The organism is Pandoraea oxalativorans (genome assembly GCF_000972785.3).
Classification (GTDB): domain Bacteria; phylum Pseudomonadota; class Gammaproteobacteria; order Burkholderiales; family Burkholderiaceae; genus Pandoraea; species Pandoraea oxalativorans.
This window is the reverse complement of sequence record NZ_CP011253.3, coordinates 2,354,364-2,380,568: the sequence shown is the minus strand read 5'-3', so window position 1 is coordinate 2,380,568 and position 26,205 is coordinate 2,354,364. Positions and strand designations below refer to the sequence as shown.

The 26,205-nt window shown below is 63.1% G+C and carries 22 protein-coding genes; 10 read left to right on the top strand and 12 right to left on the bottom strand.

The genetic code is table 11. The features are described 5' to 3' along the window. Positions 1–62: 62 nt before the first annotated feature. The 4 genes from MB84_RS10735 to cls all read left to right on the top strand — a co-directional run bounded on the left by MB84_RS10735 (position 63) and on the right by cls (position 4,068). Complete coding sequence (locus MB84_RS10735) at positions 63–410, top strand: ArsC family reductase (protein ID WP_046291771.1); 348 nt, start codon at positions 63–65, stop codon at positions 408–410. Positions 411–414: 4 nt separating this feature from the next. Further along, positions 415–1,566 carry a succinyl-diaminopimelate desuccinylase gene (dapE, locus tag MB84_RS10730; protein ID WP_046291770.1) on the top strand — a complete coding sequence of 384 codons (1,152 nt, stop codon included), beginning with the start codon at positions 415–417 and terminating at the stop codon, positions 1,564–1,566. A 27-nt stretch (positions 1,567–1,593) separates the two neighbouring features. After that, on the top strand, positions 1,594–2,496 hold the full coding sequence (gene prmB / locus MB84_RS10725; RefSeq protein WP_046291769.1) for a 50S ribosomal protein L3 N(5)-glutamine methyltransferase: 903 nt from the start codon (positions 1,594–1,596) through the stop codon (positions 2,494–2,496). Between the two features lie 144 nt (positions 2,497–2,640). Continuing rightward, positions 2,641–4,068 carry a cardiolipin synthase gene (cls, locus tag MB84_RS10720; protein ID WP_046291768.1) on the top strand — a complete coding sequence of 476 codons (1,428 nt, stop codon included), beginning with the start codon at positions 2,641–2,643 and terminating at the stop codon, positions 4,066–4,068. A 10-nt stretch (positions 4,069–4,078) separates the two neighbouring features. On the opposite strand, the gene MB84_RS10715 is transcribed toward cls, so the two are convergent. The 3 genes from MB84_RS10715 to MB84_RS10705 all read right to left on the bottom strand — a co-directional run bounded on the left by MB84_RS10715 (position 4,079) and on the right by MB84_RS10705 (position 6,110). Next, positions 4,079–4,717 carry a hypothetical protein gene (locus tag MB84_RS10715; RefSeq protein ID WP_157122689.1) on the bottom strand — a complete coding sequence of 213 codons (639 nt, stop codon included), beginning with the start codon at positions 4,715–4,717 and terminating at the stop codon, positions 4,079–4,081. Positions 4,718–4,799: 82 nt separating this feature from the next. Beyond that, positions 4,800–5,390, bottom strand: coding sequence for a hypothetical protein (locus MB84_RS10710; RefSeq protein WP_157122688.1), 591 nt, complete (start codon positions 5,388–5,390; stop codon positions 4,800–4,802). A gap of 135 nt (positions 5,391–5,525) precedes the next feature. Further along, the gene (locus tag MB84_RS10705) at positions 5,526–6,110 is read right to left on the bottom strand and encodes a hypothetical protein (protein WP_046291765.1); all 585 of its coding nucleotides are present in this window, start codon (positions 6,108–6,110) and stop codon (positions 5,526–5,528) included. Positions 6,111–6,416: 306 nt separating this feature from the next. Between MB84_RS10705 and MB84_RS10700 the strand changes: the two genes are divergently transcribed. Together MB84_RS10700 and MB84_RS10695 are read left to right on the top strand one after the other, a co-directional pair. Beyond that, a complete protein-coding gene (locus MB84_RS10700) occupies positions 6,417–8,357 on the top strand; it encodes an ATP-binding cassette domain-containing protein (protein ID WP_046291764.1) in 1,941 nt (646 codons plus the stop codon). A gap of 50 nt (positions 8,358–8,407) precedes the next feature. After that, positions 8,408–9,136 carry a hypothetical protein gene (locus MB84_RS10695; RefSeq protein WP_046291763.1) on the top strand — a complete coding sequence of 243 codons (729 nt, stop codon included), beginning with the start codon at positions 8,408–8,410 and terminating at the stop codon, positions 9,134–9,136. Between the two features lie 108 nt (positions 9,137–9,244). On the opposite strand, the gene radA is transcribed toward MB84_RS10695, so the two are convergent. Together radA and alr are read right to left on the bottom strand one after the other, a co-directional pair. Beyond that, the gene (gene radA, locus MB84_RS10690; RefSeq protein WP_046291762.1) at positions 9,245–10,618 is read right to left on the bottom strand and encodes a DNA repair protein RadA; all 1,374 of its coding nucleotides are present in this window, start codon (positions 10,616–10,618) and stop codon (positions 9,245–9,247) included. Positions 10,619–10,640: 22 nt separating this feature from the next. Beyond that, positions 10,641–11,711, bottom strand: coding sequence for an alanine racemase (alr, locus tag MB84_RS10685; protein WP_046291761.1), 1,071 nt, complete (start codon positions 11,709–11,711; stop codon positions 10,641–10,643). 337 nt (positions 11,712–12,048) lie between these two features. On the opposite strand from alr, the gene lplT reads away from it, so the two are divergent. Next, positions 12,049–13,341: a lysophospholipid transporter LplT gene (gene lplT / locus MB84_RS10680; RefSeq protein WP_046291760.1), complete on the top strand. Its 1,293-nt coding sequence runs from the start codon at positions 12,049–12,051 to the stop codon at positions 13,339–13,341. Between the two features lies 1 nt (position 13,342). Beyond that, entirely contained in the window at positions 13,343–14,185 is an 843-nt protein-coding gene (thiD, locus tag MB84_RS10675) for a bifunctional hydroxymethylpyrimidine kinase/phosphomethylpyrimidine kinase (RefSeq protein ID WP_046291759.1), read from the top strand. Between the two features lie 57 nt (positions 14,186–14,242). Here thiD and MB84_RS10670 read toward each other — a convergent pair whose 3' ends face one another. The 4 genes from MB84_RS10670 to tsaB are packed head-to-tail and all read right to left on the bottom strand — an operon-like array spanning position 14,243 to position 17,697. Further along, on the bottom strand, positions 14,243–15,367 hold the full coding sequence (locus MB84_RS10670) for a DUF1853 family protein (RefSeq protein ID WP_052653156.1): 1,125 nt from the start codon (positions 15,365–15,367) through the stop codon (positions 14,243–14,245). Next, a complete protein-coding gene (locus MB84_RS10665; RefSeq protein WP_046291758.1) occupies positions 15,328–16,470 on the bottom strand; it encodes a uracil-DNA glycosylase in 1,143 nt (380 codons plus the stop codon). The genes MB84_RS10670 and MB84_RS10665 overlap by 40 nt, the downstream gene beginning before the upstream one ends. Then, positions 16,457–16,936: a ribosomal protein S18-alanine N-acetyltransferase gene (gene rimI, locus MB84_RS10660; protein ID WP_046291757.1), complete on the bottom strand. Its 480-nt coding sequence runs from the start codon at positions 16,934–16,936 to the stop codon at positions 16,457–16,459. The genes MB84_RS10665 and rimI overlap by 14 nt, the downstream gene beginning before the upstream one ends. Then, on the bottom strand, positions 16,936–17,697 hold the full coding sequence (tsaB, locus tag MB84_RS10655) for a tRNA (adenosine(37)-N6)-threonylcarbamoyltransferase complex dimerization subunit type 1 TsaB (RefSeq protein WP_046293651.1): 762 nt from the start codon (positions 17,695–17,697) through the stop codon (positions 16,936–16,938). The genes rimI and tsaB overlap by 1 nt, the downstream gene beginning before the upstream one ends. Positions 17,698–18,172: 475 nt before the next feature. On the opposite strand from tsaB, the gene MB84_RS10650 reads away from it, so the two are divergent. Then, positions 18,173–20,041 carry a DEAD/DEAH box helicase gene (locus tag MB84_RS10650; protein WP_046291756.1) on the top strand — a complete coding sequence of 623 codons (1,869 nt, stop codon included), beginning with the start codon at positions 18,173–18,175 and terminating at the stop codon, positions 20,039–20,041. 73 nt (positions 20,042–20,114) lie between these two features. On the opposite strand, the gene MB84_RS10645 is transcribed toward MB84_RS10650, so the two are convergent. Next, on the bottom strand, positions 20,115–22,253 hold the full coding sequence (locus tag MB84_RS10645) for a hypothetical protein (RefSeq protein WP_157122687.1): 2,139 nt from the start codon (positions 22,251–22,253) through the stop codon (positions 20,115–20,117). Between the two features lie 468 nt (positions 22,254–22,721). Here MB84_RS10645 and MB84_RS29855 point away from each other — a divergent pair, with 468 nt between their 5' ends. Then, positions 22,722–23,111 (top strand): hypothetical protein, encoded by a 390-nt coding sequence (locus MB84_RS29855; RefSeq protein ID WP_211279365.1) that lies wholly within the window; start codon positions 22,722–22,724, stop codon positions 23,109–23,111. 70 nt (positions 23,112–23,181) lie between these two features. On the opposite strand, the gene pip is transcribed toward MB84_RS29855, so the two are convergent. Continuing rightward, positions 23,182–24,117 carry a prolyl aminopeptidase gene (gene pip / locus MB84_RS10640; protein ID WP_046291754.1) on the bottom strand — a complete coding sequence of 312 codons (936 nt, stop codon included), beginning with the start codon at positions 24,115–24,117 and terminating at the stop codon, positions 23,182–23,184. 334 nt (positions 24,118–24,451) lie between these two features. Next, complete coding sequence (gene aceB, locus MB84_RS10635; RefSeq protein ID WP_046291753.1) at positions 24,452–26,047, bottom strand: malate synthase A; 1,596 nt, start codon at positions 26,045–26,047, stop codon at positions 24,452–24,454. Positions 26,048–26,205 lie beyond the last annotated feature (158 nt).

The following is a 26,205-nucleotide window of genomic DNA, read 5'->3' as shown; positions in this document are numbered from 1 at the left end:
GATGTTTGCATCGACGTTGTTGTACCTATTGTTTTGCAATCGCCATCTCAGGAGTACCGGCAATGACCGCTGTGCTGTACGGCATTCCCAACTGCGATACCGTGAAGAAGGCGCGCACGTGGCTCGAAGAGCACGACGTGGCGTATGACTTCCACGACTTCAAGAAGGCGGGTGTGAACGACGCACTGCTGGGCACGTGGCTCGCACAAGTGCCGCTGTCCACGCTACTCAACCGCAAGGGCACGACGTGGCGCAAGCTCACGCCGGAGCAACAGGCGCGCGCCGCCGACGAGCCCGTTGCCCGCGCCCTGATGATCGAAAATCCCTCGCTCATCAAGCGCCCCGTGCTGGTGGCCGACGGCAAGGTTTCCGTGGGCTTCACGCCCGACAGTTACGCCTCACGATTCTGACTTCATGACTTCCTCCCAAGGCGCCACGCTGGCGCTTACCGAGCAACTGATCGCTCGTCATTCGGTGACCCCCGAAGACCGCGACTGCCAGGCCATTCTGGCGCGCCGGCTCTCAGCCATCGGCTTTGCCTGCGAAACCATCGCCTCGAACGGCGTGACCAACCTATGGGCGGTCAAACGCGGCACGCGCGGCACCGACGGCAAGCTGCTCGTCTTTGCGGGCCACACCGACGTTGTGCCGACCGGACCGATCGAGCAGTGGCATTCCGATCCGTTTGCGCCCACGCATCGTGACGGCATGCTCTACGGTCGCGGGGCGGCCGATATGAAGACGTCGCTGGCCGCGTTCGTCGTCGCCTCGGAGGAATTCGTCGCTCAGCACCCGGATCACGCCGGCGCTATCGGCTTCCTGCTCACGAGCGACGAAGAAGGCCCCGCCACCGACGGCACGGTGAAAGTTGTCGAAGCCCTGACGACGCGCGGTGAGCGTCTGGATTACTGCGTAGTCGGTGAACCGACGTCCAGCCAGCGCCTCGGCGACATGGTGAAGAACGGTCGTCGCGGCTCGATGTCCGGCAAGCTCGTCGTCAAAGGCGTGCAAGGCCACATCGCTTATCCGCATCTAGCCAGGAACCCCACGCATTTGTTTGCCCCGGCGCTCGCCGAGTTGACACAGACCGTGTGGGACAACGGCAACGAATACTTCCCACCCACGACGTGGCAAATCTCGAACATTCACGCAGGTACCGGCGCGACCAACGTCATTCCGGGCGAACTGACGGTGATGTTCAACTTCCGCTTCTCGACCGCCAGCACGTCCGACGGCCTTCAGCAGCGCGTGCATGAATTGCTTGACCGCCACGGCCTCACCTACACGCTCGACTGGTCGATCAGCGGCCAGCCGTTCCTCACGCCGCGTGGCGATCTTTCGGATGCACTGTCGAGCGCCATCCGCGAAGAGACCGGCCTCGAGACGGAACTGTCGACGACGGGCGGCACGTCCGACGGTCGCTTCATTGCACGCATCTGCCCGCAGGTCATCGAATTCGGGCCGTGCAATGCCAGCATCCACAAGATCGACGAGCACATCGCGGTCGCCGACATCGAACCGCTGAAGAACGTCTATCGCGGCGTGTTGAAGCGTCTGGTGGCGTAAGACACCGGCACACGAGGCGAATCCATCATGACGACTCAGAAGACTCACCCATTCCAGACGTTGCGCGATCTGCTGCGCTACGCGGTCTCGCGCTTCACCGAGGCCGAACTGGCCTTCGGACACGGCACCGCCACGGCGTACGATGAAGCCGCGTACCTGCTGCTGCACTCGCTGCACCTGCCCATCGACACGCTCGATCCGTTTCTCGACGCCCGCTTGCTGCCGGAAGAAATCGAGCGCGCGCTGTCGGTCATCAACCGTCGTGCGGGCGAGCGCGTTCCCGCGTCATACATCACGAACGAAGCGTGGATGCACGGCCATCGGTTCTATGTGGACGAGCGGGTCATCGTGCCGCGCTCGTTCATCGGGGAATTGCTGGAAGACGCATTGCAGCCGTGGGTCAATCACCCCGACGACGTCGCCGACGTGCTCGAACTGTGCACCGGCTCCGGATGCCTGGCGATCCTCGCTGCCGAGACGTTCCCGGCCGCGCAGATCGACGCCGTCGATATTTCGCACGATGCCCTGGATGTGGCGAAGATCAACGTGGCCGACTATGGTCTCGACGACCGTGTCGCGTTGCATCTGGGCGACCTGTACGCACCACTGCCGGACGGCAAGCGCTACGAAGTCATCATCACCAACCCGCCTTACGTCAACGAAGGCTCGATGCAGGTCCTGCCGGCGGAGTATCGCCATGAGCCGCGTCTGGCGCTCGCCGGTGGCGACGACGGCATGGACGTCGTGCGACGGATCATCGCAGGGGCGCGCGAACGCCTGACGGACGACGGCGTGCTGGTCGTGGAAATCGGTAACGAGCGTGACTTTGTCGAAGCGGCGTTCCCTGAGTTGCCGATCACGTGGCTGGCTACCAGCGCCGGCGACGACATGGTCTTCCTGGTGCAAGCCGCCGATCTGCCGCAGCAATAAGTTTTGCCTCAAGGGCTCGCGCAGCCTGATGTCGATGTCGATATTGTCATCAGCGCCGCGAGCCCTCGCCTAAGTTCACGCACCCCGGTTACACTCAGGGTCCCGAGTCCGCGCGACTCACGGCATGGAGGTATGTGAACCGTCATGGTGCTCAACTGGCTCGACGTCGGCTTTGCCGTCGCCTGTCTACATGCACTGGGGATCGCCGCCGCGATCCATGCCGTTCTGACGGTGCGCACTTCGCAGGGCGCCGTCGCCTGGGCCGTCTCGCTCGTGACGATGCCCTATCTCACGCTCATCCCCTATCTGTTTCTCGGACGCTCGAAGTTCATCGGCTACGTCGAAGCGCGCCGGGCGCGCAACGAGGTGTTGCAATCCCGAATGGGCGAGACGCAGTGGCGCGGTGAGCCGCCTGTCGCGATGGAAGCGCACCCGGAGTTTGCAGCGCTCACGGCCATGACGGGGATGTCGTTCGTGGCAGGCAATCGCGTCCGGTTGCTCGTCAACGGACGGGCCACGTTCGACGCCATCTTCGCCGCGATCGACCGCGCACGCGATTACGTCCTCGTTCAGTTCTTCATCGTCAAGGACGACGCGCTCGGACGTGCCCTATCCGCTCGCCTGTTGGCGCGCGCTGCAACGGGCGTGAAGGTCTATCTTCTCTACGACAGCATCGGCAGCCACGACCTGCCGCGCAGCTATTGCGAGAAGCTGCGTGAGGGTGGCGTGCAGGTGCATGAGTTTGCAGCCAAAAAGCGCGGCATCTTCGTCAATCGCTTTCAACTCAATTTCCGCAATCACCGCAAGATCGTGGTGATCGACGGCAACGAAGCGTTCATCGGAGGGCACAACGTCGGGGTGGAATACCTCGGTGAGAAGCCGCCGCTCGCGCCGTGGCGTGACACGCACATTTCCGTGCGTGGGCCGGCCGTGGTGGGTATTCAGCGAGCCTTTGCCGAGGACTGGCACTGGTGTACGGGACTGGTGCCGGAGCTCAATCGTCAACCCGTCGCATCGGGCGAAGACATGCACTGTCAGGTGGTGCCGAGTGGCCCGGCGGATCGTCGGGAAACGTCCTCGCTCTTCTTCGTCACGGCGATCAATGCCGCACAAAAGCGCATCTGGCTCACCACGCCCTACTTCGTCCCCGACGAAGCGGTATTCGCGGCGCTGCGCCTGGCGGTACTGCGCGGTGTCGATGTGCGCCTACTGATTCCGGACCGGGCGGACCATTATGTGGTATTCGAGGCGACGACGTCGTATGCCTACGAGGCGGCGCGCAGCGGCATCAACGTCTACCGTTATCACCACGGCTTTGTCCATCAGAAGGTCGTGCTGATCGACGACAACGCGGCGGCGGTCGGCAGCGCGAACCTCGACAACCGGTCGTTCCGCCTGAACTTTGAAATCATGTTGCTGACGGTTGACCGAGGCTTCGCGGACGACGTCGCTTACATGCTGACCAACGACTTCGAGCACGCCACGTTGCTCAGCAAGGACGACTTCCGGACGATTCCGAAATGGCGTCAGATCGTGATGCGAGTGGCGCGCCTTTTTGCACCGGTTCTTTGATCGCCGGACGCTAGGCTCTGAAGAGCGTCACGTCGCGAACGGCAAACGAGCAGTTGTCATCGTCATCGAGTGCTGCCGGTGCGGCACCTTCATTGGGCCCCAGGATAGTGTGATAGCCGTCGCGTCCGGCGGGCAGTGTCGACAGACCATCGGGCCGTCTTCGCTCATTTTGGAAAACGATCTCGAAGTCCTGATTCCGTCGTCCCTTGATTGAAAACTGCCACGTATATTTGGCCCAGGAGGACGTTGCGGCGCCGGACATGCTCCGCCATAATCCGTCGCCCAAATTGTCGCGGGGATGTACCCACATCTGCACAGCGGTCCTTCGCGTTACCCCCGGCACCGAATCTCCGTTCGCGTCCGACGTCCGAACCCAGAAGCCAACCACGTAATCACCGTCCGACCGATCTCGCACAACCAACTGACTCAGATAAATACGCGCGCCATAGGGGACTGGCTTGAGCACAGCGACACGCCGTCCTTCATTTGGCACGACGGACATGTACTCGTCATTGACGACGGTCCAGCCAGTGAAGTCACCCGTCGCAAAGTCACCATTGACGAACAACTCGCCTGAAGTTGGTTTCTCAGCCATCGCAGCCCCCCAACGCGCGAGTTCGCGCAAGGCATGAATTCGATACAGCTTCACCGAGATAGCCGGATTGCACATCCGGCGTCAGATTCCGATGCAGTGCCACGGCACGTTGCCCCAGCGCTCTGATCGCCCGAGGTTAGGCCTTGAAGATGGTGGCATTTCGGATAGCGACCGAGCAATTGTCGTCGTCTGGTTCGTTGAGCGTTTCCGGCTCCTGCCCCTCGTTTGGCACCATGACCATTTCGTACCCCTGCGTTCCTTCAGGCAGCGCCAACGAACCATCCGGTCGTTTCCGCTCATTCAGGAATGAAAACGAGAAGCCCTGATTGAGTCGCCCCTTAACGGAAAATTTCCACGTGTATTTGCGCCAGGAGGACGTTGCTACGGAAGGAAAGTGAAAAGTGTATCCAATCCCCAAATCATCGTACGGATGAATCGACATCACAGACGTCACCTTGCGCGTTACCCCGGGTACTGGGTTGCCGTACGCATCCGACGTCCGAAGCCAGAATCCGACGGCATAATCGCCATCCGAGCGGTCTCGAACCACCAACTGGCCCAACCACTGACCGATGTTATAGGGGACCGGCTTCAGCACGGCGACATGCCCGCCCTCATTCGGTACTACCGACATGTACACGCCGTCCCAAAGTGACCATCCCGTAAAGTCGCCCGTCGCAAAGTCGCCATTGACGAGCAACTCGCCCGAAGTTTGTTTCTCCGTCATCACAGCCTCCATCGCGAAAATTCGCGCAAAGCATAGATCCGCTGCCGCCACACCGAATGATTGCCAGACTGCGCATCAGGTCAGACCGTGAGCGAGGGCATCACGTCGTTCCTCCAATAATTTGATCGCCGGACGCTAGGCTCTGAAGAGCGTCACGTCGCGGATGGCGAACGGGCTGTTGTCGTCGTCGTTCAGCGTTTTCGGGGCAGGGTCTTCGTTGGGCACAATGACAGTTTCATAACCGTCCCGCCCCGCAGGCAAAATCAACGCATCATCGGGCCGTTTCCGCTCATTTTTGAAGACGACTTCGAAGTCCTGATTTCGCCTGCCCTCAATGGAAAATCGCCACGTGTATTTGACCCAATACGACGTTACGACGGCATTCATGGTGCGTATTTTTCCGGAGCCCAGATTGTCGCGGGGATGGATCAGCATCGTCACGACGGTGATGTACCGCACTCCGGGTACGGCATTACCGTCGGCATCCGACGAGCGAATCCAGAATCCGAAGACGTAATCGCCATCCGAACGCTCTCGAACCACGGTTTGGTTGAGCGTGATTGGGACACCATAGGGAACTGGCTTTAGCACCGCGATGTGCCGCCCCTCGTTCGGCACGACAGACATGGACGCGTCGCTTCCGACCGACCAGCCGGAAAAATCACCTGTCGCAAAATCGCCGTTGACGAACAACTCGCCCGAAGTTTGTTTTTCAGTCATCACCGCCTCCGTCGCGCGAAGTCGCGCAGGGCGCAATCCGATCGCACATCGAACAACCGCCCGAGCGCAAACATCGTGCGGCCTCCACTAGACGATAGGTTTCCCCGTGCACCGGGACAACTGTCAACGTTGACAGGTGCCAGCGCAGACGTGCGTCCAGCCGTCAATCCGTCGACAGGTCACCAACAAATGCCGCGCGCCCCTCACACCCGGTAAAATATCGGCTTCGTCGCGCCCGACTCGGCGTCGCTTGCCACGTATTTCGCCCTTTTTTCTGATTTCACCTCCCTCGCCTCCCCATACGCTGTGATCCGATTCGAACACCTTACCCTCGCGCGCGGCACCAAGCAGCTTTTTGAAGACATTTCCGTCACGCTCAACCCCGGCGAGCGCGTAGGTCTCGTCGGGGCCAACGGCGCAGGCAAATCGACTCTGTTCGCGCTGTTGCGCGGCCAGTTGCATGCCGACGGCGGCGACGTCTTCATCCCCGGGGCATGGCGTATCGCGCACGTGATGCAAGAGACGCCCGCAGTCGAGCGCACTGCGCTCGACTACGTGCTCGACGGCGATACGCGATTGCGCGACATCGAAGCTCGCATTGCCCAGGCCGAAGCCGCGCACGACGGTCACGCACAGGGGGAAGCGCACAGCGCGTTTGCCGACGCCGACGGCTACACCGCCCCCGCACGCGGCGAGGCGCTATTGCTCGGCCTCGGCTTCACGCTTGCACAGACGCAGCTCCCGGTGACGAGCTTCTCGGGCGGTTGGCGCATGCGTCTGAATCTGGCGCAGGCGCTGATGTGCCCGTCCGATTTGCTCCTGCTCGACGAACCGACCAACCACCTGGATCTGGACGCCATCGTCTGGCTCGAAGACTGGCTCAAGCGCTACGCAGGCACGCTGATCGTGATTTCCCACGATCGCGAATTTCTGGACGAGGTCTGTAACGTCATCCTGCATATCGAGAATCAGCAGATCAAGCGCTACGGCGGCAATTACAGCCAGTTCGAGATCACGCGCGGCCAGCAACTGGCGCTGCAACAGAACGCCTTCGATAAACAGCAGAAGACGATTGCTTACCTCGAATCGTTCATCACGCGCTTCAAAGCCAAGGCGACCAAGGCACGTCAGGCGCAGAGCCGCATGAAGGCGCTTGAAAAGATGGAACGCATCGCGCCCGCCCACGTCGCGTCGCCGTTCACGTTCGAGTTCCGAACGGCCGACAGCGCACCGAATCCGATGCTCGTGCTCGAAGGCGTTCGCTGCGGCTATCACCTCGACGATGGCAGCGAAAAGGTGATCCTGCCGCATGTGACGATGTCGGTGCAGAACGAGCAACGCATCGGCCTGCTCGGCGCCAACGGCCAAGGGAAATCGACACTGATCAAGACGCTGGCCGGTACGCTTGCAGCGCTTGCCGGAGACGTGAAGACCGGCAAGGGACTACAGATCGGCTACTTCGCGCAACATCAGGTCGAAACCTTGCGTCACGACGATTCGCCGTTGCAGCATTTGCAGCGTCTCGCGCCCGACACGCGCGAGCAGGAATTACGCGACTTCCTCGGTGGCTTCAACTTCCGGGGCGATATGGCGACGTCGTCCATCGCGCCCTTCTCGGGCGGCGAAAAGGCACGTCTCGCGCTCGCGCTGATCATCTGGCAAAAGCCAAACCTTCTGCTGCTGGACGAACCGACCAACCACCTGGATCTGGAAACGCGCCACGCACTGACGATGGCCCTCGCACAGTTCGACGGCACGCTGATTCTCGTCTCGCACGACCGGCACCTGCTGCGCGCAACGACCGATCAGTTCCTGCTCGTGGCCGCCGGCGAAGTCAAGCCGTTCGACGGCGATCTCGACGATTACCGCGACTGGCTGCTGCAACACGCGGCCGACCAGCGCGCAGCCGCACGCGAAGCCAGCGGGGGCGCCGGCGATAGCGCGAGTGGCGACGATGGCGTCAACCGGCGCGATCAGAAGCGCGCCGAGGCGCAGGAACGCCAGCGTCTGTCGCAACTGCGCAAGCCGCTCCAGCGCAAGATCGAGAAACTCGAAGCGTCGATGAGCCAACTGTCGGACGAGAAGGCCCGGCTCGATGCCATCCTCGCCGACAGCGCCACGTACGAAGAGGCGAACAAATCGCTCCTGACCGATAGCCTCAAGCAGCAGGCCGATGTCACCGCCAGGCTCGCCGACGTGGAAGCCGAATGGCTCGAAGCGCAGGAAGCCATGGAGCAGATCGTCTGACAGGTGTCCTCAGCGAGACCTTCTACCGATCTGAAACCGAATGGAACACGATGTCGACATCGACGATTGATGCACGCATGGATGCGCTGATCGCATCCATGGCGGCGACCGAGACAGTGCTTAAGACACTTGCTCAAACGGACCGCACGGCGCTCGGACTCGCCCAGGCGGCACTGAGCGCGTCGAAGCCGCAGTCTGCGGGAAAGCCCACCAGTTCGGTGGCGCTGGGAGAACTCGCCGGAGAAATGCACTTCCTGTCGCACGTCTCGATGGATGACTTGCTCGACGAGTGGCGTCGCCTATATGCGCAGGCGCCCACGTCAGTACCGCAAGCTGCCAGCGATGTCGGCTCAGCGCCACGGCTTGTCGAACATCAGGCGATTTTCCGGACGATGGTCGCGCATTTGAAAACATTTGCGACCGTGAGAAATCGAGAAGCGGACACGTTTCGCACTGCCTTCGCTTCGCTTGCCGAACTGATCGGGCAAAACGCCCCCGTCGAGAAGACGCTGATCGCGCGCATGCGTGCCGTCGGTACGCAGTTACTGCACGACGAAACGTGGCTGAGCGTCGGCACCGATGCTGGCGCTCAAGCGCGCAGCGTGACCTACCAATCGCTCCAGCGCGAGGGGATGACGTCCAATGCACAAGCCGAGCAGCTGGTGGAACTGATCCAGCTCGATTTGATGCGCTTGAAGTGGGTGAGCGAGCTCGAACCCGCCCTGAAGGCACAGACGGAGGCGCTTGCCTCCGCCAGCGCGGCACTCGGTGGCAGTTAATGCCACCGAATGCCACCTAATGTCACCTAATGTGACGTAATGCCACCGGGCCGCTCGCTTCGGCACGCGATGTGCCGAGGCGTCGTTCGGCACTCAGACGAACGTCACCTACAGACCGGCTACGACCGAGATGGCTTGTTCCAGACGGTCGACGGCGTGGACTTCCAGTCCGTCGATCGGCTGTTTCGGCGCGTTCGCCTTCGGAATGATCGCAATCGAGAAGCCCAGCGTGGCCGCCTCCTTCAGACGATCCTGACCGCGCGGACTCGGCCGGATTTCCCCGGCAAGCCCCACTTCCCCGAAAGCCACGATGCCCCGCGGCAGCGGTTTGTTGCGCAATGACGAATGGATCGCGAGCAACACCGCGAGGTCGGCCGCCGGCTCGGTAATCTTCACGCCGCCGACGGCATTGAGAAACACGTCCTGATCGAAACAGGCAATGCCCGCATGACGGTGCATCACCGCCAGCAACATGGCCAGACGGTTCTGCTCCAGGCCCACGGCCAGACGTCGCGGATTGGGCACCTGCGCCGTATCGACCAGCGCCTGCACTTCGACGAGCAGCGGCCGTGTGCCCTCCTGCGTCACCAGCACGCACGAACCCGGCACGCTCTGCTCATGCTGCGAGAGGAACAGCGCCGACGGATTGGCCACGCCGCGCAGGCCCTTTTCCGTCATCGCGAACACGCCCAGTTCGTTCACGGCACCGAAGCGGTTCTTGAACGCACGCACCAGACGATACGACGAATGCGTATCGCCTTCGAAATACAGCACCGTGTCCACGATGTGTTCCAACACGCGCGGCCCGGCGAGGCTGCCTTCCTTCGTCACGTGGCCGACCATAATGACCGTCACGCCACTTTGCTTGGCGGTGCGCGTCAGTTGCGCTGCGCACTCGCGCACTTGCGCGACCGATCCCGGGGCCGATGTCAGGGCTTCGGAATAGATCGTCTGAATCGAGTCGATGACCACGACGTCGGGCTTCTCCGATTCGATCGCACCGAGAATCTTCTCAAGCTGGATTTCCGCGAGCAGGTCGAGTTCGCCACCGCCCTCACCGGCCGCGCCGAGACCGAGCCGCTGCGCACGCAACGCAATCTGCGCGCCGGATTCTTCCCCGCTCACGTACAGCGCACGGCGCTCACGCGCGAGATGCGCGAGCGATTGCAGCAGCAGCGTCGACTTGCCGATCCCCGGGTCGCCACCGATCAGCACTACCCCGCCCGCGACCAGACCACCGCCCAGCACGCGATCGAATTCGCTCACGCCGCTGGAAAAACGCGGTACATCGGAGGCTTCGATTTCCGCCAGCTTGCGAATCGGCGTGCTCTTGGCCAGCGATTGATAGCGATGGCCGGTAGACGCCTCCGCCACCGATTCGACGAGCGTATTCCAGCCGTTGCAATGAGGACACTGGCCAGCCCACTTGGGGGTCTGGCCACCGCATTCGGTACAGATATAGACGGTCTTAGCTTTAGCCATGCAGGCAATCCTGTCGCGAGGTTCAGACGGCGTGAATCGGCACGCGACGCGCCACCGCACACATCAGCTCATAACCCAGCGTACCGGCCGACGCGGCGACCTCGTCGATACACAGGCCGCGCCCCCACAAGGTGACGGACGCCCCCACGCGCGCCTGCGGCACCGGCGTGAGATCGACCGACAACATGTCCATCGATACGCGTCCGACGGTACGCGTGCGCACACCGTCCACCAGAATCGGCGTGCCCGTGGGTGCGACGCGCGGATAGCCATCCGCATAACCGCATGCCACGGTGCCTACGCGCATCGGCGTCTGCGCGACAAACGAACTGCCGTAGCCGACGGAGCCGCCGGCAGGCACGTCCTGAATGCCGATGAGTTCGGCTTCGAGCGTCTGCGTCGGCTGAAGGTCGAGTTGCGCGGCCGTCACTTCCAGCCCCTTCGGCGAGGAACCGTAGAGCATGATGCCGGGACGCACCCACGCACCGTGCGCGGCCGGATGGAACAGCGTGGCGGCCGAATTGGACAGGCTGCGCTCGCCCGGCACATCGCAAGCACCGCGCTCGAACGTCTCCATCTGATGCGCGATGCCCCGCTCGCCGTCGGCGTCGGAGAAGTGCGTCATCAGCACGATCTGACTCACGCCGGTAATCGCACGTGCACGCTCCCACGCCGCACGAAAGCGTTCCGGCGCGAAACCGAGACGGTTCATGCCGGAGTTCATCTTGAGCTGGATATTGAGGGGCTTGGTCAGACGCGTGGTCTCGAGCATGCGCAACTGTTCGTCGCTATGCACCGTGGTCGTCAGACCGTACTTGTCGACGATGGCGAGGTCTTCCGGTTTGAAGAACCCTTCGAGCAGCAGGACGGGCCCGGCCCAGCCCAGCTCTCGCAGACGCACGGCCTCCTCGAGGTCGAGCAGGCCGAAGCCATCGGCGTCACGCAATCCGGGATAAGCGTTTTCGATGCCATGGCCGTAGGCATTGGCCTTGACCACCGCCCAGACTTTGCTGTTGGGGGCGTGACGGCGGGCGACATCGAGATTATGGGCGAGTGCTGCGGTATGAATCGAAGCTTTGATTGGACGAGGCATGGCGGGATCGAATCTTAGGGGAAGCTGCGCCAGCACAGGCCGGCGGCATAACGCATCGGCATATTTTCGTGTTATAAAGCCGTGCGCACAACTTGTTTTGCCGAAATCTTTTTCCCGATAACAATATCGGTCTCAGACCGAGGGCGACCGGGCGCCCGACACGGGGGCTTCAAGACCGAACATACGGTCCATTAGCGACTTTTGCATGGCCGATGAGCGCAGATACCCCTGTGTTTAAGCCCGGTTTCTTCCCGCTTGGGTATCCCTCGGGGGTACCGCGGATTCCGACAACCGAGACACGCAAGTTTTACGCCGCACGGGATCGACTCAAGTACCGATGAAGAAAGGCTTTTATACCATCATGGCCGCGCAGTTTTTTTCGTCGCTGGCCGACAATGCATTGCTGATTGCCGCAATCGCACTCCTGAAGGATCTGCATTCCCCGCAGTGGATGACACCGCTGCTCAAACTCTTCTTCGTTCTCTCGTACGTCATTCTCGCCGCCTATGTCGGTGCGTTCGCCGACTCGATGCCCAAGGGCAAGGTCATGTTCATCAGCAACACGATCAAGGTCGCGGGCTGTCTGATGATGCTGTTCGGCTCGCATCCGCTGATTGCGTACGGCGTGGTGGGCTTCGGCGCAGCGGCGTACTCGCCCGCGAAGTACGGCATTCTCACGGAGCTATTGCCCGCCGAGAAACTCGTCGCGGCGAACGGCTGGATCGAAGGGTTGACCGTCAGTTCGATCATCCTCGGCACCGTACTCGGCGGCGCGCTCATCAGTCCACACATATCCGCATGGGTGCTGCAGCACACCCCTGAGGTGATCAACTCGCCGGCGATGGCCGCGATGATCATCATCATGGGCATTTATGTGATTGCCGCGCTGTTCAATCTGCGCATTCCGGATACCGGCGCACGTTATGCGCGTCAGGAGCGCAATCCGATCAAGCTGATCTCCGACTTCGCCGATTGCTTCGTCACGCTGTGGCGCGACAAGCTGGGCCAGATCTCGCTCGCCGTCACCACGCTGTTCTGGGGCGCCGGTGCGACGCTCCAGTTCATCGTGCTGCGCTGGGCCGAAAAGGCCCTCGGCATGACGCTTTCCGAAGGTGCAATCCTGCAAGCCGTATCGGCGGTAGGCGTCGCCATCGGCGCGATCGTCGCCGCCTCGCGCATTCCACTCAAGCGCTCGCTGTCGGTGCTGCCGGTCGGCATTGCGATGGGGATTGCCGTCATGGCCATGGCCTTCTTCTCGAAGGACTTGCTGCCCTGGGGCACCGAATGGAAGGTGCCGCTGTATCTGATCGTCTCGTATATCTTCCTGATCATCGTCGGCGCGCTCGCGGGTTTCTTCGTGGTGCCGATGAATGCCCTGCTCCAGCACCGTGGCCACGTACTGCTCTCGGCCGGTCACTCCATCGCCGTGCAGAACTTCAACGAGAACCTGTCGGTGCTGATCATGCTATGCCTCTACGCACTGCTGATCTGGTTCAACGTACCGGTCGGGGTCGTGATCATTCTTTTCGGGGTGTTCGTGTCGGGCACGATGTGGCTCGTCATGAAGCGTCACCAGGCCAATCAGCGCGAATTCGATTCGGTCGCGCTCATTGGCGAAGTCAAGCATTGATATGAATTTGCGTCAGCCTTCCCAAACGCGTCCATCGTCCATTCCCATCGCCCTCACCATCGCCGGTTCCGACTCCGGCGGTGGCGCAGGCATTCAGGCCGACCTCAAGACCTTCTCCGCCCTCGGCGCCTACGGCGCCAGTGTGATTACGGCGCTCACCGCGCAGAACACGCAGCGCGTGACGGGCATTCACACGACGCCCGCGAGTTTTGTGACGGCGCAGATGGACGCCGTCTTTCAGGACCTGGAGGTCGACGCCGTGAAGCTTGGCATGCTCGCTAACGCGGATGTCGTGCGTGCGGTAGCCGCCGGGCTGCGTCGGTACAAGCCGCGCTTCGTCGTGCTCGACACGGTCATGATCTCGAAGAGCGGTCACGCGCTGCTGCAACCAGACGCAGTCGCTGCCTTGCGCGACGAACTGCTGCCGCTGGCCGATCTCATCACGCCGAATCTGCCAGAAGCGGCAGCATTGCTGGGGGTGGAAGCAGCGACGGACGAAGCCGGGATGGAGCGTCAGGCACAGGCCCTGCGCGCGCTCGGTGCACGCAACGTGCTGGTCAAAGGGGGTCATCTGGCGGGGGATCTGAGCCCGGACTGGCTCGTGAGTGCGGCTGGCGTCGAGCGGTTCAATGCGCCGCGCATCGCTGCGCATAATACGCACGGCACCGGCTGCACCCTCTCCGCGGCGCTCGCCGCACTGCGCCCGCGTCGCAATGACTGGCCGGACACCGTGCGCGACGCGAAGGCGTATCTCAACGGCGCGCTGGCCGCCAGCGACGAACTTCGGATCGGCAAAGGCATTGGGCCGGTCCATCACTTTCACGCCGTCTGGCCGAAAGACTGAGCGATCGATCGGGAAGCGGCTGCGCCGCGCGGTCTCACCGCCGCTCCTGATCCGGCATCAGATCGATGGCGCGTCGTCGGCCCCCTGCGCGAGCGCACGTCGCGCAGCGGCGTCTGCCCGCTCACTCAGCTCTTCGATGCGATGCCGCGCACGCGGCGCCCAGAAGTCGGGGACGATGAAACCTCGCTCGCATTCGAACCAGGCACCGTCGGCTTGCTCGCCAACGCCTCTTCTCAACGCAACGATCAGCAGCGGCTCCGCCACGCCTCGCTCATGCCAGTGCGTCTCAATGCGGGCGCGCATGGCATCCGGCGAGAGCACCGCCGAAGCGTCCACGCGTGCGGGCGCAAGCCAGCGCGCGCGCGGCAGCATGGCCCACGCCTGATGGGGTGACGCCGATTGCGCGTGCGACCACCACGCATCGGGCGTCGCCCACCAGCCTCTGCCATGCCCCTCGGACACCAGTTGCGGCAGCCGCCCCTGCTGTCCCAGCGGATGAAACAGCCACCCCTTGAGATACACCTGAGGCAACCACGGCCCTTCGGCCGGTAGCGCACTGCGCGCTGCGTCGAGTGTGGTCAGGCGCAATTGATGACCGAGCAACCGCGCCACCTTGTCAGCGAGACTGTCGGCGAGATTAGGTCCGAGCCAACGGAACTGGAGGGCACGCTCGTCGAGCGCACCCGGCACGCCTGGCATGTCCGGCATCACCGGTATAGCCGATGACTCCGGCGGAACGTACAGATACAGCTTCACCGCCAGTTCCCAGTGCAACAGCTGACGATCGGCGAGACGCGTCAGAAGAAAGTCGCACTCTCCAAGCGTCATGTTGCCGCGACGGGCGTCGCGAACCTGCAACCCGGCAGCATGCAGATCGAAGTGCGGGCTATGCAGCAATGCGAAGTGCAGCAGTTGCTCTGCATAGCGCCCCAGACGGTGGCTTTCGCCGCGGGCCAGCATCTCGTGTAACGGCGCGGGATCGGCGTCGCAGGCAAGCAGCCAGTCGTGAAGAATTTGGGAGGGAAAGACGGGTTCGGCGTTGAAGTGCGCCAGCGCCGCCGGGAATCGGGTGGCACTGAGCAGATCGGCGGACAGCAATAACCACGCGAGGTCCCGCACCGGCGCCTCGCGCAGCGTTTCGATCAGTTCGCCGTAGGCTTGTGGTCCGGAGTCGTTTCGCACACGGCCTCGTAGGTAGCCCGCGCCAGGCACCAATCCGTCCAGGCCTTGGCCTTGTCGGGCAGACTGCGCAACAGATAGGCCGGATGGTACGTCACGATCACCGGCACCCCTTCGTACTCATGCACGCGTCCGCGCAAGCTGGCGATGCTCGCCTGTGTGCGCAAAATACTCTGCGCCGCAAAGCGGCCCATGACCACGATCACGCGCGGCTTGAGCAACGCGACCTGACGCTTGAGATAGGGCTCGCAACTCGCCACTTCAGCTGGCTCGGGATCGCGGTTGTTTGGCGGACGGCACTTGAGCACGTTGGCGATGTACACGTTCTCGCCTCGCCGCAAGGCCGACGCCCTCAGCATGTTGTCGAGCAGCTTACCCGCCTGACCGACGAACGGCTCGCTCTGCAAGTCCTCCTGCTGCCCCGGCGCTTCGCCCACCAGAAGCCAGTCGGCCTCACGGTCGCCAACGCCGAACACCGTTTGCGTGCGCTTCTCGCACAAACCACACAAACGGCAACCGGCAACGCGCTCCGTGAGCGCCTCCCAGTCCAGCGTCTCCACGCCCGGCAATGCCGGACGCGACGGTGCGTCCTCGCCCGCATCGCGCACGATCGACCACAGCGCGGCATCGGCGGCGGCATCGCCATCGCCGTTGCCTTCGCTGTCCAGCCACATCGGGATGTCGTCCGGCGGCATGTCCGAAGCGGCGCGACGCGAAGTCTCCCGTGCCACCGGCGCGGGCGCGAAGTCGCGCGGCGCGGGGGGTGTCGCAGACGCCGGACGCGCAAGCGCATCGTCGAACGCGGACGCACGGGCAGCAGGACGTGCCGTACTCACCGGCGCACTCACCGGCGCACTCACCGGCGCACTCACCGGCGCGCTTGTTGGCACGGTCGACGGCGCGACATCCCACGGCGGCGAATCGTCGCTGTGGGCAGCACCCGGCGCATCGAGCGTCGCCACGTCGCCGTGCTCGGCTGACGCCGCAGCCGCAACACCGGCGGCCTGCGCCGCACGGGCCGCATGGGCCGCATTCGCCACGGCGTCGTTGGACATCCATACCGGCCACAGCCCGAACTCTTCCAGAATCGCTTTAGGCCACGGCACGATCGGTCTCCCACGACAGGCGCATCACAATGGCGTCTTCACGACGCCCACTGGCTGGATAGTATCCCTTGCGCCGGCCGATCTGCTCGAAACCGAAACGCTCGTAAATGCGCAATGCGCGCACATTGGACGGACGCACTTCCAGCAGCACCCCGCCCATGCCCTGCTCGCGCGAGACGCGCACGATCTCCTGCAACAACTGCACGCCGAGCCCGTTGCCCTGCATTTCGGGCACGACACAGACATTGAGCAGATGCGATTCGTCGACGACCGGCATCAGTAAGAAATAGCCGAGCAATGTGCCATCGACTGCCCGCAGGCAAACGCCCTGATGCCCGGCTTCGAGCGAGTCCGCGAAGTTCTGGCGCGTCCACGGAAACGGGTACGCGCGCACTTCGACCGCGACGACTTCGTCGAGGTCTGCCGGCGTCATCGGCGAATAGTGGTTCGGTCCGACCTGCCGCATCAGGACGCCCCCTTGCCACTCGCCTGCGCCTCTGCCTGCTTGATGGCTGCGCGCTCGGCGGTGGTCTGCGCCACTTTGTTGCGGATGTAGACGGGCATGGCCTGATCGGCCGGAATCGCCTCGCCGCGAGCGAATGCACGGGCGGCGAGTTCGGCGACGTGACGGGCGCGCGGCATGGCGTCGGCCAGCACGGCCTGCGCCCGCACGCCCGCCTGCAGACGTTCGCCGAAGGCCGTCACGGCGTTGCCTGCGATCACAAATTCGGCGTCGGGTGCGCGCACCTGTTCGGCGGCATCCAACGACGGCGACTGCACTTCGCGCCAGTCGCCCGTCGCGTCGTCCCAGACGTAATCGGCCCAGTAGGCCTCATTCATGCGCGCATCGAGCGCGACGAGCACGCGCTGCGTGCCCACACGCATGGCGCGCGCCGCTTCGGCACAGGCAGCGAGCGTACCGACGGGCACGACCGGCAACCCGGCACCGAACGCCAGCCCCTGCGCTACGCCGCAAGCCGTGCGCAGCCCGGTAAACGAGCCGGGCCCTGCGCCAAAGGCGATTGCGTCGCAATCGGCCAGCGTCAGACCCGCCTCGCGCAAGACCTCGCGGGCGGCAGGAAGAATGTGCGTACTGGAAACCGGGCCAGTGTCGAGACGGCGTTCGGCCACGAAGGCCGGTGCGCCGCTGGCGGGATCATGGCGATACACGGCGACCGAACAGAACTCGGTCGAGGTATCGAGGGCAAGAAGCGTAATCGATGACATGGCGCTATTGTAATCGGCGGCGCGGCGCGCGATCCAGCGCGATGAAGGGATCGCGCGCAACGGCGCGAGCGATACCGAGGCATGCCCGTGAGCACGCCTCACGCCGTCCCCGACGGGTTTGCCGAGCATTTGCCCCGCCGTTGGGCCCCGTCCACGGACGCCTCACCACTCCGTGCAAATCCGAACGTGCATTTTTTATGAAATGGGTATATAATCCGCCCTTCGCTTCGCGGGGCACCAAGTGTTACCCCGTCTGGCGACGAAAAACTGCGTTTTGCCCCAATCCTGTGATAAGCCGCTGTAGTTCTTGCCGGTACTGGCGTTCCTAGGAACGACCCGCCACCGTCCCCCGGCTTACGATACGGATTTCGATCCGCTTTCTGCCCCATCCGCGATTTGCTTCCTGCTTGCGACGAATTGGGTTTGCCGATTGGCGCCAACGCCCCGACATAACCCTTAATCCGCAAGAGGATTCATGGAACAGCCTTCCAAGCTGTCTGCCATCGCGCAGACGTATTTCCCGTCGTCCGAAGAAAATGAAAACGGCGCCGCCGCATCTGTTGAAGTCGCGACTGTCGACAACAACGACGGCAAGCCCACGTTCGCCGAACTCGGCCTGAACGAAGCCATTCTTTCGGCCCTGACTACCGCCGGTTACACCCACCCGACGCCTGTCCAGCAGCGTGCGATTCCCGCCGCGCTGGCCGGTCGCGATCTGCTGGTGTCGAGCCCCACGGGTTCGGGCAAGACGGCCGCCTTCATGCTGCCGGCTATCCACCGCTTCGCAGAAATGCAGGCCAGCGGCGAACTGAGCGCTCGCACCGCACCGGCAGCCCATCCGCGCAACCAGCCGGCCGCGCCGGGCGAGAAACCCCGCAAGGGCCAGCGCGTGCGCCGTGTCGCCGCGCAACCGCTGCTGCTTGTGCTCACGCCGACGCGTGAACTGGCACAACAGGTGTCGACCGCAGCCGATACGTACGGCAAACAACTGCGCCGTCTGCGCACGGTGAGCATTCTGGGCGGCATGCCCTACCCGCGTCAGCTCGAGATGCTCGCGAAGCAGCCGGAGATCATCGTGGCGACGCCGGGTCGTCTGCTCGACCACATCTCCAGCGGCAAGATCGATCTGTCGCAACTGATGATGCTGGTGCTCGACGAAGCCGACCGCATGCTCGACATGGGCTTCATCGACGACATCCAGACCATCGTCGACGCCACGCCGGAAGCACGTCAGACGCTGCTGTTCTCGGCAACGATCGACGGCCGTATGGGTGAAATCACGCGTCGTCTGCTGCGCGATCCGGAAACCATCGAGATCACGCGTAGCAACGACCAACGCACCAACGAAAACATCGAACAGACGCTGCACTATGTGGACGACCGCGCCCACAAGGATCGTCTGCTCACGCACCTGCTCGGCAACGACTCGCTCGACCAGGCCATCGTGTTCACGTCGACCAAGCGCGACGCCGACCTGCTGGCCGACCAGCTCGAACAAGCCGGCTTCGACAGCGCCGCGCTGCACGGCGACATGCCGCAAGGCGTGCGTAACCGTACGCTGCGTGCCCTGCGCGAGCGTCGTGTGCGCGTGCTGGTGGCCACGGACGTTGCCGCTCGCGGCATCGACGTGCCGGGCATCACGCACGTGTTCAACTACGATCTGCCGAAGTTCGCAGAAGACTACGTCCACCGTATCGGCCGTACGGGCCGTGCTGGCCGTCGTGGTGTGGCCGTGAGCCTCGCCGCACACGCCGAAATCGGTGCGGTGAAGCGCATTGAACGCTACACGCGTCAGCCGCTGCCGGTGAATGTCGTGGCCGGCTTCGAGCCGCGCCGCTCGCCGCCGAAGGCGGGTGCCGGTGGCAAGCGCCCGGGCGGTCCGGGCCGTGGCGGTCCGCGTCATGGTCAGGGCAACGGCGGTGGCCGCTGGAGCAACAACGGTCCGCGCCAGGGCAATGGCGGCGGCTACGGCGGTGGCAACGGCGGCGGTTATCAGGGCGGTCAGCGTTTCGGCGGCAACAAGCCGGCTGGCACGTTCGAGCGTCGTGAGAACACGGGCTACCAAGGTGGCTACCAGCAAGCCGAAGGTGGCAACACGGGCGGCAACGGTTTCTCGAACGGTAGCGCAACGGATCGCTTCGAGCGCCGCTCGCCGCGTCCGTTCGACGGCAACCGTCAGGAACGCGCCCCGCGTTCGTTCGAAGGTGGCCGTTCGTCCGAAGGCGGCTATCGCCAGGACCGTGGCACCCGCAGCTTCGACGGCCAACGTCAGGATCGCGGCTTCGGCGGCAATCGCGGCAACGGCGGTAACGGTGGCGGCTACAACAAGCGTCGCGGCGACTAAGTCCATCGACGCCCGGCGGGACCGGTGACTTTCCGGTCTCGCAAGCTTCGACACAAAACCCCGGCATTGACGGCTAACGTCTTTGCCGGGGTTTTGCTTTATCTACCGGTGTGTCTTCCGAAGGCACCGCGACCTGCGCCACCGACATCTCCCCCGCCGCCTGCAGAATGTCCAGCACCAGTACGCCGTCAATGAAGTCGTCGGCACGCAGATCCCGGAACATCGTCGGGTGAAGCTGGTTTCCATGCGTATTCAGCAATTCGACGGTCTCATAGCTGACGACGTCGTATATCGCGTCACGTCCTGACTCGCGCTCGGTCCTCACCAGCAGTCCCCATGCCCGGTTCTCGCACGGATCGAAATCGTTACGCAAGTACCTGTCCTGCATGTTGTCGAACCGGATCGAGGACCGATGCAGCTTCAGGTCACCGGATTGCCATTGAGTGCGTCGCGCCTCGATCGCCGCGCGAACCGCATGATTGAGCCTGTCGCCTGCCACCAGCACGTCCGTGATAACACCACGCGCCTGACAGATCTCCTTCGCCGCGCATCGCATGGCCGCCGCCGTTTCCTGACGGTTCCACACATCGAATATCCGGTCGGCGAGCCGGCATCGTATCGCGGCAGCAAACAACGGCAGACGCTGGTCTTCGAACATCTTGACGAGCTGCATCCCCACCGCTTGCGCCGCATCGATACTGCCGAAGGCACGCAAACTGTCCAACGCAGCGTGACACATGATCGCGGCCACGCCCCAGGCATCTGCACGCAGCGCGGCCTCGCAACCGTTCCTGAACTCGTCGACGGCAAATTCGTGACGCCCGGCCGCAGCGTAGCGCTCACCCAGCACACTGGCCCAGTCCGCCATACTCCGAAGCACCTCTGGCGTCGCACGCGCGGAGGCATTCGCGATGCCTTGACGAATCGTCTCGCCGGGCGCCACAAAGGTCTCCTTCAATCGCGCCAATTCCTCGGCGGTGACGCCCGCCGCGACGTCCCCGATACACGAAGGCATCAGTGCGAACCGCCATCGGGTGCCGGGAATGGTTAGCGCGATCAAACCATAGAGGAAGGCGGTGGTCGATTTTGACGCCGTCCGTGCCGCGTCCTGCGTTTGGAGGAGCATCGCCGCTCTCGCCTCCGGCGTCAGACTCTGCAGCAGCCTCAGGCTGCGCTCGCCCGTCGCGACAGGAAAATCCGGCTCTCCGATCAAGCGATTCGTCAAGCTCGACGGCGACGTCCGAGGACGAAAACGATGGGTGACCGGAAAATTCCGTCCACCGTTGACCAGGTAGGCCTGCCCCGCCGGAAAGGAGGCAAGAAAACACTCGGCCAGCGCCACCCGGAAGTCACCGACCTGAAAATTGCCAGCGAGCAGCGGCTTCAAACCGCCCCAGCCGCCGACACCGGTCACGTCCGCGACGAATGCCTCGCAGGCATCCTCAGGCGCTGCGCCGCCGAGTAGTTTCTCGTCAAGGCGATCAATGCACGTGTGGAGCGACGACAGGTTGTCGTCCATGAACTGTTGCAACGCCGCATTTTTCCATATCGCCGGTTGCGCCTTTACCTCTGTGTTCTGCTTTGCGACGTTCATGATGTCGAGCATGAGTCGCCCGACATAGAAGTCCCGTTTGCTTAACGTCTCACGGGTCAGCGGATGCAAACGATCCGGCTTCTGCCCGCCCGATGCGTGAAACCGATTCACCGTTCGCGCCGCGATCACATCCAGTACGCCTTGCCGATCCGTGCCGCTCGGCAAACTCCGCATCAGACACCACTCAACATCGTCGTTGGGGTCGAAACGCTCTCGTGACCACCGATCCTCCATGTCATCGAAACGGACGTCGTATGACGCCAACGTCAGCCCGGATGTCGAAAATGCCGCACTGTGCGCGGACAACACGTCCCGGATCACGCCCGCCATCTGTCGCCTGTCGCTCGCGGCCGGGTCGGTCAACCCCGCAGCCTCGAAGCATTGCGTCGCCTGTTGACGATGACGTGCTGCGCTCTGTGCGAGTCCCAGCGGCTCCAGAACATGCTCCGCCAACGCCCACGCCACCTCCGCCCCCGATAGCGTAAAGCCACGCGCGTCGAACGCTTGCTTCAACCGGCCCCCCAAGAGCATTGCCAGCCTTGCGTCTGCACATATCTTGAGGTTACTTAGCGCCTGCTCGCAATACAGCACGGCCCCACCCCAGTCGTCGCCGCACATCGCTGCCTCGCACGCCGACACGAACTCGGTGGACGACAGATCGTGTCGGCCAGCGCTTGCGTACTTTTGCGCTTTGAACGCGTGCCACTGCGCGAGCGTTCGCCAGTCGTCCAATGTCAGTTCCGCTCGCGATTCTTCGATCGTTTGCGCGACGGTCGATCCGTTGTTCAGCGGCCGTTGGAGCAGCGACTGCATTTCGTGAAGGGTAAGCGCACCGGCGGCATCCGAGACGCACTCCGGCATCAGTGGAAAAAGCCAACGAGACGCCGGCAACCTCACGATGACCGTGCCGTCGTAGTTCAGGCGGACAGTCACCCGCTTGGTTTCGTCGGTGGACGGCGTCAGGAGCGCAAGTCGCGACGCCGGGCTCAAGTGCCGCAACACCTGAAGACATTGCTGGCCGATGTCGACGGGGAAGCTGCCCTGCACTTCGGCTAAATAATGCCGACCTTCCGCGAACGACGCGACGTGGCAGTTCACCATCGCCATGCGCAACTCGGCGACATCCGCGTCCTCGGAGAACAGACGGCCCGCGCGTGCCGGGTCGCCCCAATCGTCAATTTCCAGGACATCGTTGATGAAGCGCTCTATGGGTTGCGAAAACGAGTTCTCGCAAGCGGCGAGCCCCGCTTCCAGGGCGTCGAAGCAGGACTCGAGGCGGGACTCGGCTCGCGCATGCGCATTCCCTTCGGCATCCAACACAACGCTGTCGGGAACCGCCTGGGCGGACACTTCGGTGATGGAATTCATGGCGCAGGGCGCTGCGCACCGATGCTCGTTTGCATGGCAGGCGTGTCGTCGATCAGTAAGACGGTCCCAACATCTCACCGCGCGCACGCCTGCGATTGCAAAAATTGACGATCCGGGCAAATTCGTATCTCGCCACGCGGGTCGTCGCGCGACCCCATGCCGTGATCCCCTCGGCCCGTTATCCTGCAGCAAACCGATCCGTCGCCTCGATCAGCCAATGCTGGATCGTCGGCTCGCTGAAAGCGTGTCCGGCGTCCGGTGCCCAGTAGAAGTCCGCTTCAGGCCACGCCTTGTGAAGCTCCCACGCCGTGCGGGCGGGCGTCGCCATGTCGTAGCGTCCCTGCACGATCACACCGGGGACGTCGCGCAACGCATGTGCGCCACCGATCAGCTGGTTCGGTTTCAGGAAGCCGTCGTGCACGAAGTAATGATTTTCGATGCGCGCAAACGCAATCGCGTAATGCGGATCGCCGAACGCTTCGGCTAATTGATCGTCCGGCAGCAGCGTGATCGTGCTGCCCTCCCACATGCTCCATGCGCGTGCCGCGTCGATGCGCACCGACGCGTCGCGATGCGTGAGTCGCTTCTGATACGCGCGCATCAGATCACCGCGTTCTTCGAGCGGAATCGGCGCAAGGAACTTTTCCCATCGATCAGGGAACAGCCACGACGCGCCCTTCTGGTAGTACCAGTGAAGCTCTTCGCGACGTACCGTAAAAATCCCGCGAACGACCAGTTCGCTCACACGGCTCACATGGGCCTGCGCATAAGCCAACGCCAGCGTGCTGCCCCACGAGCCGCCGAAGACGAGCCATTGCGCGTAGCCGAACTTCGTGCGCAAGGCTTCGATATCGTCGACCAGATCCCATGTCGTGTTGTGGTCGAGACTGGCGTGCGGCAACGAACGTCCGCAGCCGCGCTGATCGAACAGCGTAATGCAGTACTTCGAAGGATCGAACAAGCGCCGGTGCTCGGGCGAACAGCCACCGCCGGGGCCACCGTGCAGGAACACCGCGGGCTTTCCCCCGGGATTGCCGCAGCGCTCCCAATAGATGCTGTGCCCGTTGCCGACGTCGAGCATGCCGGACTCGAAAGGCTCGATGTGGGGATACAAACGGCGTGGCGACGCAGGGATTTCCTCAACGATCTTGCCGGGTCCGCGAGGCGTGCGCGTCAGCGCTGCGATGTCGGAAGCACTAACGGAAGTCTGCGGAACCTCTGGAATATCGGGCGACATCGGCATCCTCTCAAAACGTGGACGAGTAGGACGAGGACCAGCACCTCAAAGTTCAGTGTAGCGCGGCGACTCAAACAAGACAAAGTACGCGCAAAACAAAATGGGACGATGTCGCCATCGTCCCATTGCGTTGTCTTTCTTGCGTCCGGCTTCTGAGCGTTGTACCGTCATGCTGCCTGTGATCGGCGGAGCATGACGGCGAACACGGCCGTCAAACCTCTTCGTAAAGCGGCAGCGTGAGGAAGTCGACGAAGTCCTCACTCGTGCTCATCGTCTCGAAGATCACGGCGGCGCGGTCGTACGTCGGCGCGACCTGCCCCACGAGTTCCTTGACGTTGGCGAGTTCCTGCGGAATCAGTTCGCGCACCAGTTCGGCAGTCACCTTGCGACCATCGTCGAGCTTGCCCTTCGGCGAACGGATCCACTGCCACACCTGCGAGCGTGAAATCTCGGCGGTGGCTGCATCTTCCATCAGGTTGTGGATCGGCACGCAGCCGTTGCCCGCCAGCCAGGCGCCCAGATAGTGGATGCCGACGTTGATGTTGTTACGCAGCCCGGCTTCGGTGATCGGCGCTTCCGGCTTGAACGCCAGGAGGTCGCGGCCCTTGACGCTCACGTCGTCGCGTTGCTTGTCGAACTGGTTCGGACGATCACCCAGCACCTTCACGAACTCTTCCATCGCGACCGGCACCAGCCCCGGGTGTGCGACCCAGCCGCCGTCGTAACCGTCGGTCGCATCGCGCGCCTTGTCGCTGCGAATGCCGGCCATCGCCTTTTCGTTTGCTTCCGGGTCGCCCTTGATCGGGATCAGCGCGCTCATGCCGCCAATCGCAGGGGCATTGCGGCGGTGACAGGTCTTGAGCAGCAGCAGCGCGTAGGCGCGCATGAACGGCACCGTCATGTTGATGCGGCTGCGGTCGGCGAGACAGAAGTCGGCGTCGACCTTGAACTTCTTGATGCACGAGAAGATGTAATCCCAACGGCCTGCGTTCAGGCCCGAACTATGCTCGCGTAGCTCGTACAGGATCTCGTCCATCTCGAATGCCGCAAGCACGGTCTCGACGAGTACCGTCGCCTTGATGGTCCCTTGCGCCACGCCCAGTTCGTTCTGGGCGAGCACGAACACGTCGTTCCACAGACGCGCTTCGAGATGGCTTTCCAGTTTCGGCAGGTAGTAGTACGGACCGAAGCCGCGCTCGAGCGACGTCTTCGCATTGTGGAAGAAATGCAGGCCGAAGTCGAACAGGCTGCCCGACATGCGCACACCGTCCACGCTCACGTGTTTTTCGTCGAGATGCCAGCCGCGCGGACGCACGATCAGCGTCGCGACCTTGTCGTTAAGCCGATAGCGCTTGCCGTTCTGCTCGAGGCTGATGGTGCCGCGCACGGCGTCGCGCACGTTGATCTGCCCTTGCAACTGGTTATGCCAGTTCGGCGTGTTCGAGTCCTCGAAGTCGGTCATGTAACTGTCCGCGCCCGAGTTCAGCGCGTTGATGATCATCTTGCGCTCGACCGGCCCCGTGATCTCCACGCGACGGCATTGCAGCGCATCGGGCAGCGGCGCAATGCGCCAGTCGCCGTCGCGAATGGCTTGCGTATCAGGCAGAAAATCGGGCACTTCACCGGCATCCAGACGCGCCACGCGCGCTTCACGGGCGGCGAGCAACGTCTGACGTTGCGACTCGAACGCGCGGTGCAGCTTCGCGACGAACGCCAGCGCTTCAGGCGTCAGAATGGCTTCGTATTCGGGACGGATATCGGTGGCGTCGACATGCAGTTGCATGCCTGAGGGCAGACTCAAAGGCATCGGGGATCTCCAGCAGCTCGTTTATGTTCGGAAGCGCGCCGCAAGGAGGCACATCAGGGGCTTTGCACAGGGCCCTCACACCTCATCGGGCGTGTAGGACGCGCACTTCCGTCAATGCCGGGGGATCACGCGATCCGGCAGCATTGCCCGCCGATTCT

Bases quoted from the DNA above. Each gene is read 5' to 3' on its own strand.
- MB84_RS10710 (WP_157122688.1), bottom strand. From the start codon at position 5,390: ATGACGGAGAAACAAACTTCGGGCGAGTTGCTCGTCAATGGCGACTTT.
- dapE (WP_046291770.1), top strand. From the start codon at position 415: ATGACTTCCTCCCAAGGCGCCACGCTGGCGCTTACCGAGCAACTGATC.
- tsaB (WP_046293651.1), bottom strand. From the start codon at position 17,697: ATGTCATCGATTACGCTTCTTGCCCTCGATACCTCGACCGAGTTCTGT.
- MB84_RS10645 (WP_157122687.1), bottom strand. From the start codon at position 22,253: ATGTGCGGCGACGACTGGGGTGGGGCCGTGCTGTATTGCGAGCAGGCG.
- MB84_RS10650 (WP_046291756.1), top strand. From the start codon at position 18,173: ATGGAACAGCCTTCCAAGCTGTCTGCCATCGCGCAGACGTATTTCCCG.
- aceB (WP_046291753.1), bottom strand. From the start codon at position 26,047: ATGCCTTTGAGTCTGCCCTCAGGCATGCAACTGCATGTCGACGCCACC.
- MB84_RS10705 (WP_046291765.1), bottom strand. From the start codon at position 6,110: ATGACTGAAAAACAAACTTCGGGCGAGTTGTTCGTCAACGGCGATTTT.
- prmB (WP_046291769.1), top strand. From the start codon at position 1,594: ATGACGACTCAGAAGACTCACCCATTCCAGACGTTGCGCGATCTGCTG.
- thiD (WP_046291759.1), top strand. From the start codon at position 13,343: ATGAATTTGCGTCAGCCTTCCCAAACGCGTCCATCGTCCATTCCCATC.
- alr (WP_046291761.1), bottom strand. From the start codon at position 11,711: ATGCCTCGTCCAATCAAAGCTTCGATTCATACCGCAGCACTCGCCCAT.
- MB84_RS10695 (WP_046291763.1), top strand. From the start codon at position 8,408: ATGTCGACATCGACGATTGATGCACGCATGGATGCGCTGATCGCATCC.
- cls (WP_046291768.1), top strand. From the start codon at position 2,641: ATGGTGCTCAACTGGCTCGACGTCGGCTTTGCCGTCGCCTGTCTACAT.
- MB84_RS10735 (WP_046291771.1), top strand. From the start codon at position 63: ATGACCGCTGTGCTGTACGGCATTCCCAACTGCGATACCGTGAAGAAG.
- lplT (WP_046291760.1), top strand. From the start codon at position 12,049: ATGAAGAAAGGCTTTTATACCATCATGGCCGCGCAGTTTTTTTCGTCG.
- radA (WP_046291762.1), bottom strand. From the start codon at position 10,618: ATGGCTAAAGCTAAGACCGTCTATATCTGTACCGAATGCGGTGGCCAG.
- rimI (WP_046291757.1), bottom strand. From the start codon at position 16,936: ATGCGGCAGGTCGGACCGAACCACTATTCGCCGATGACGCCGGCAGAC.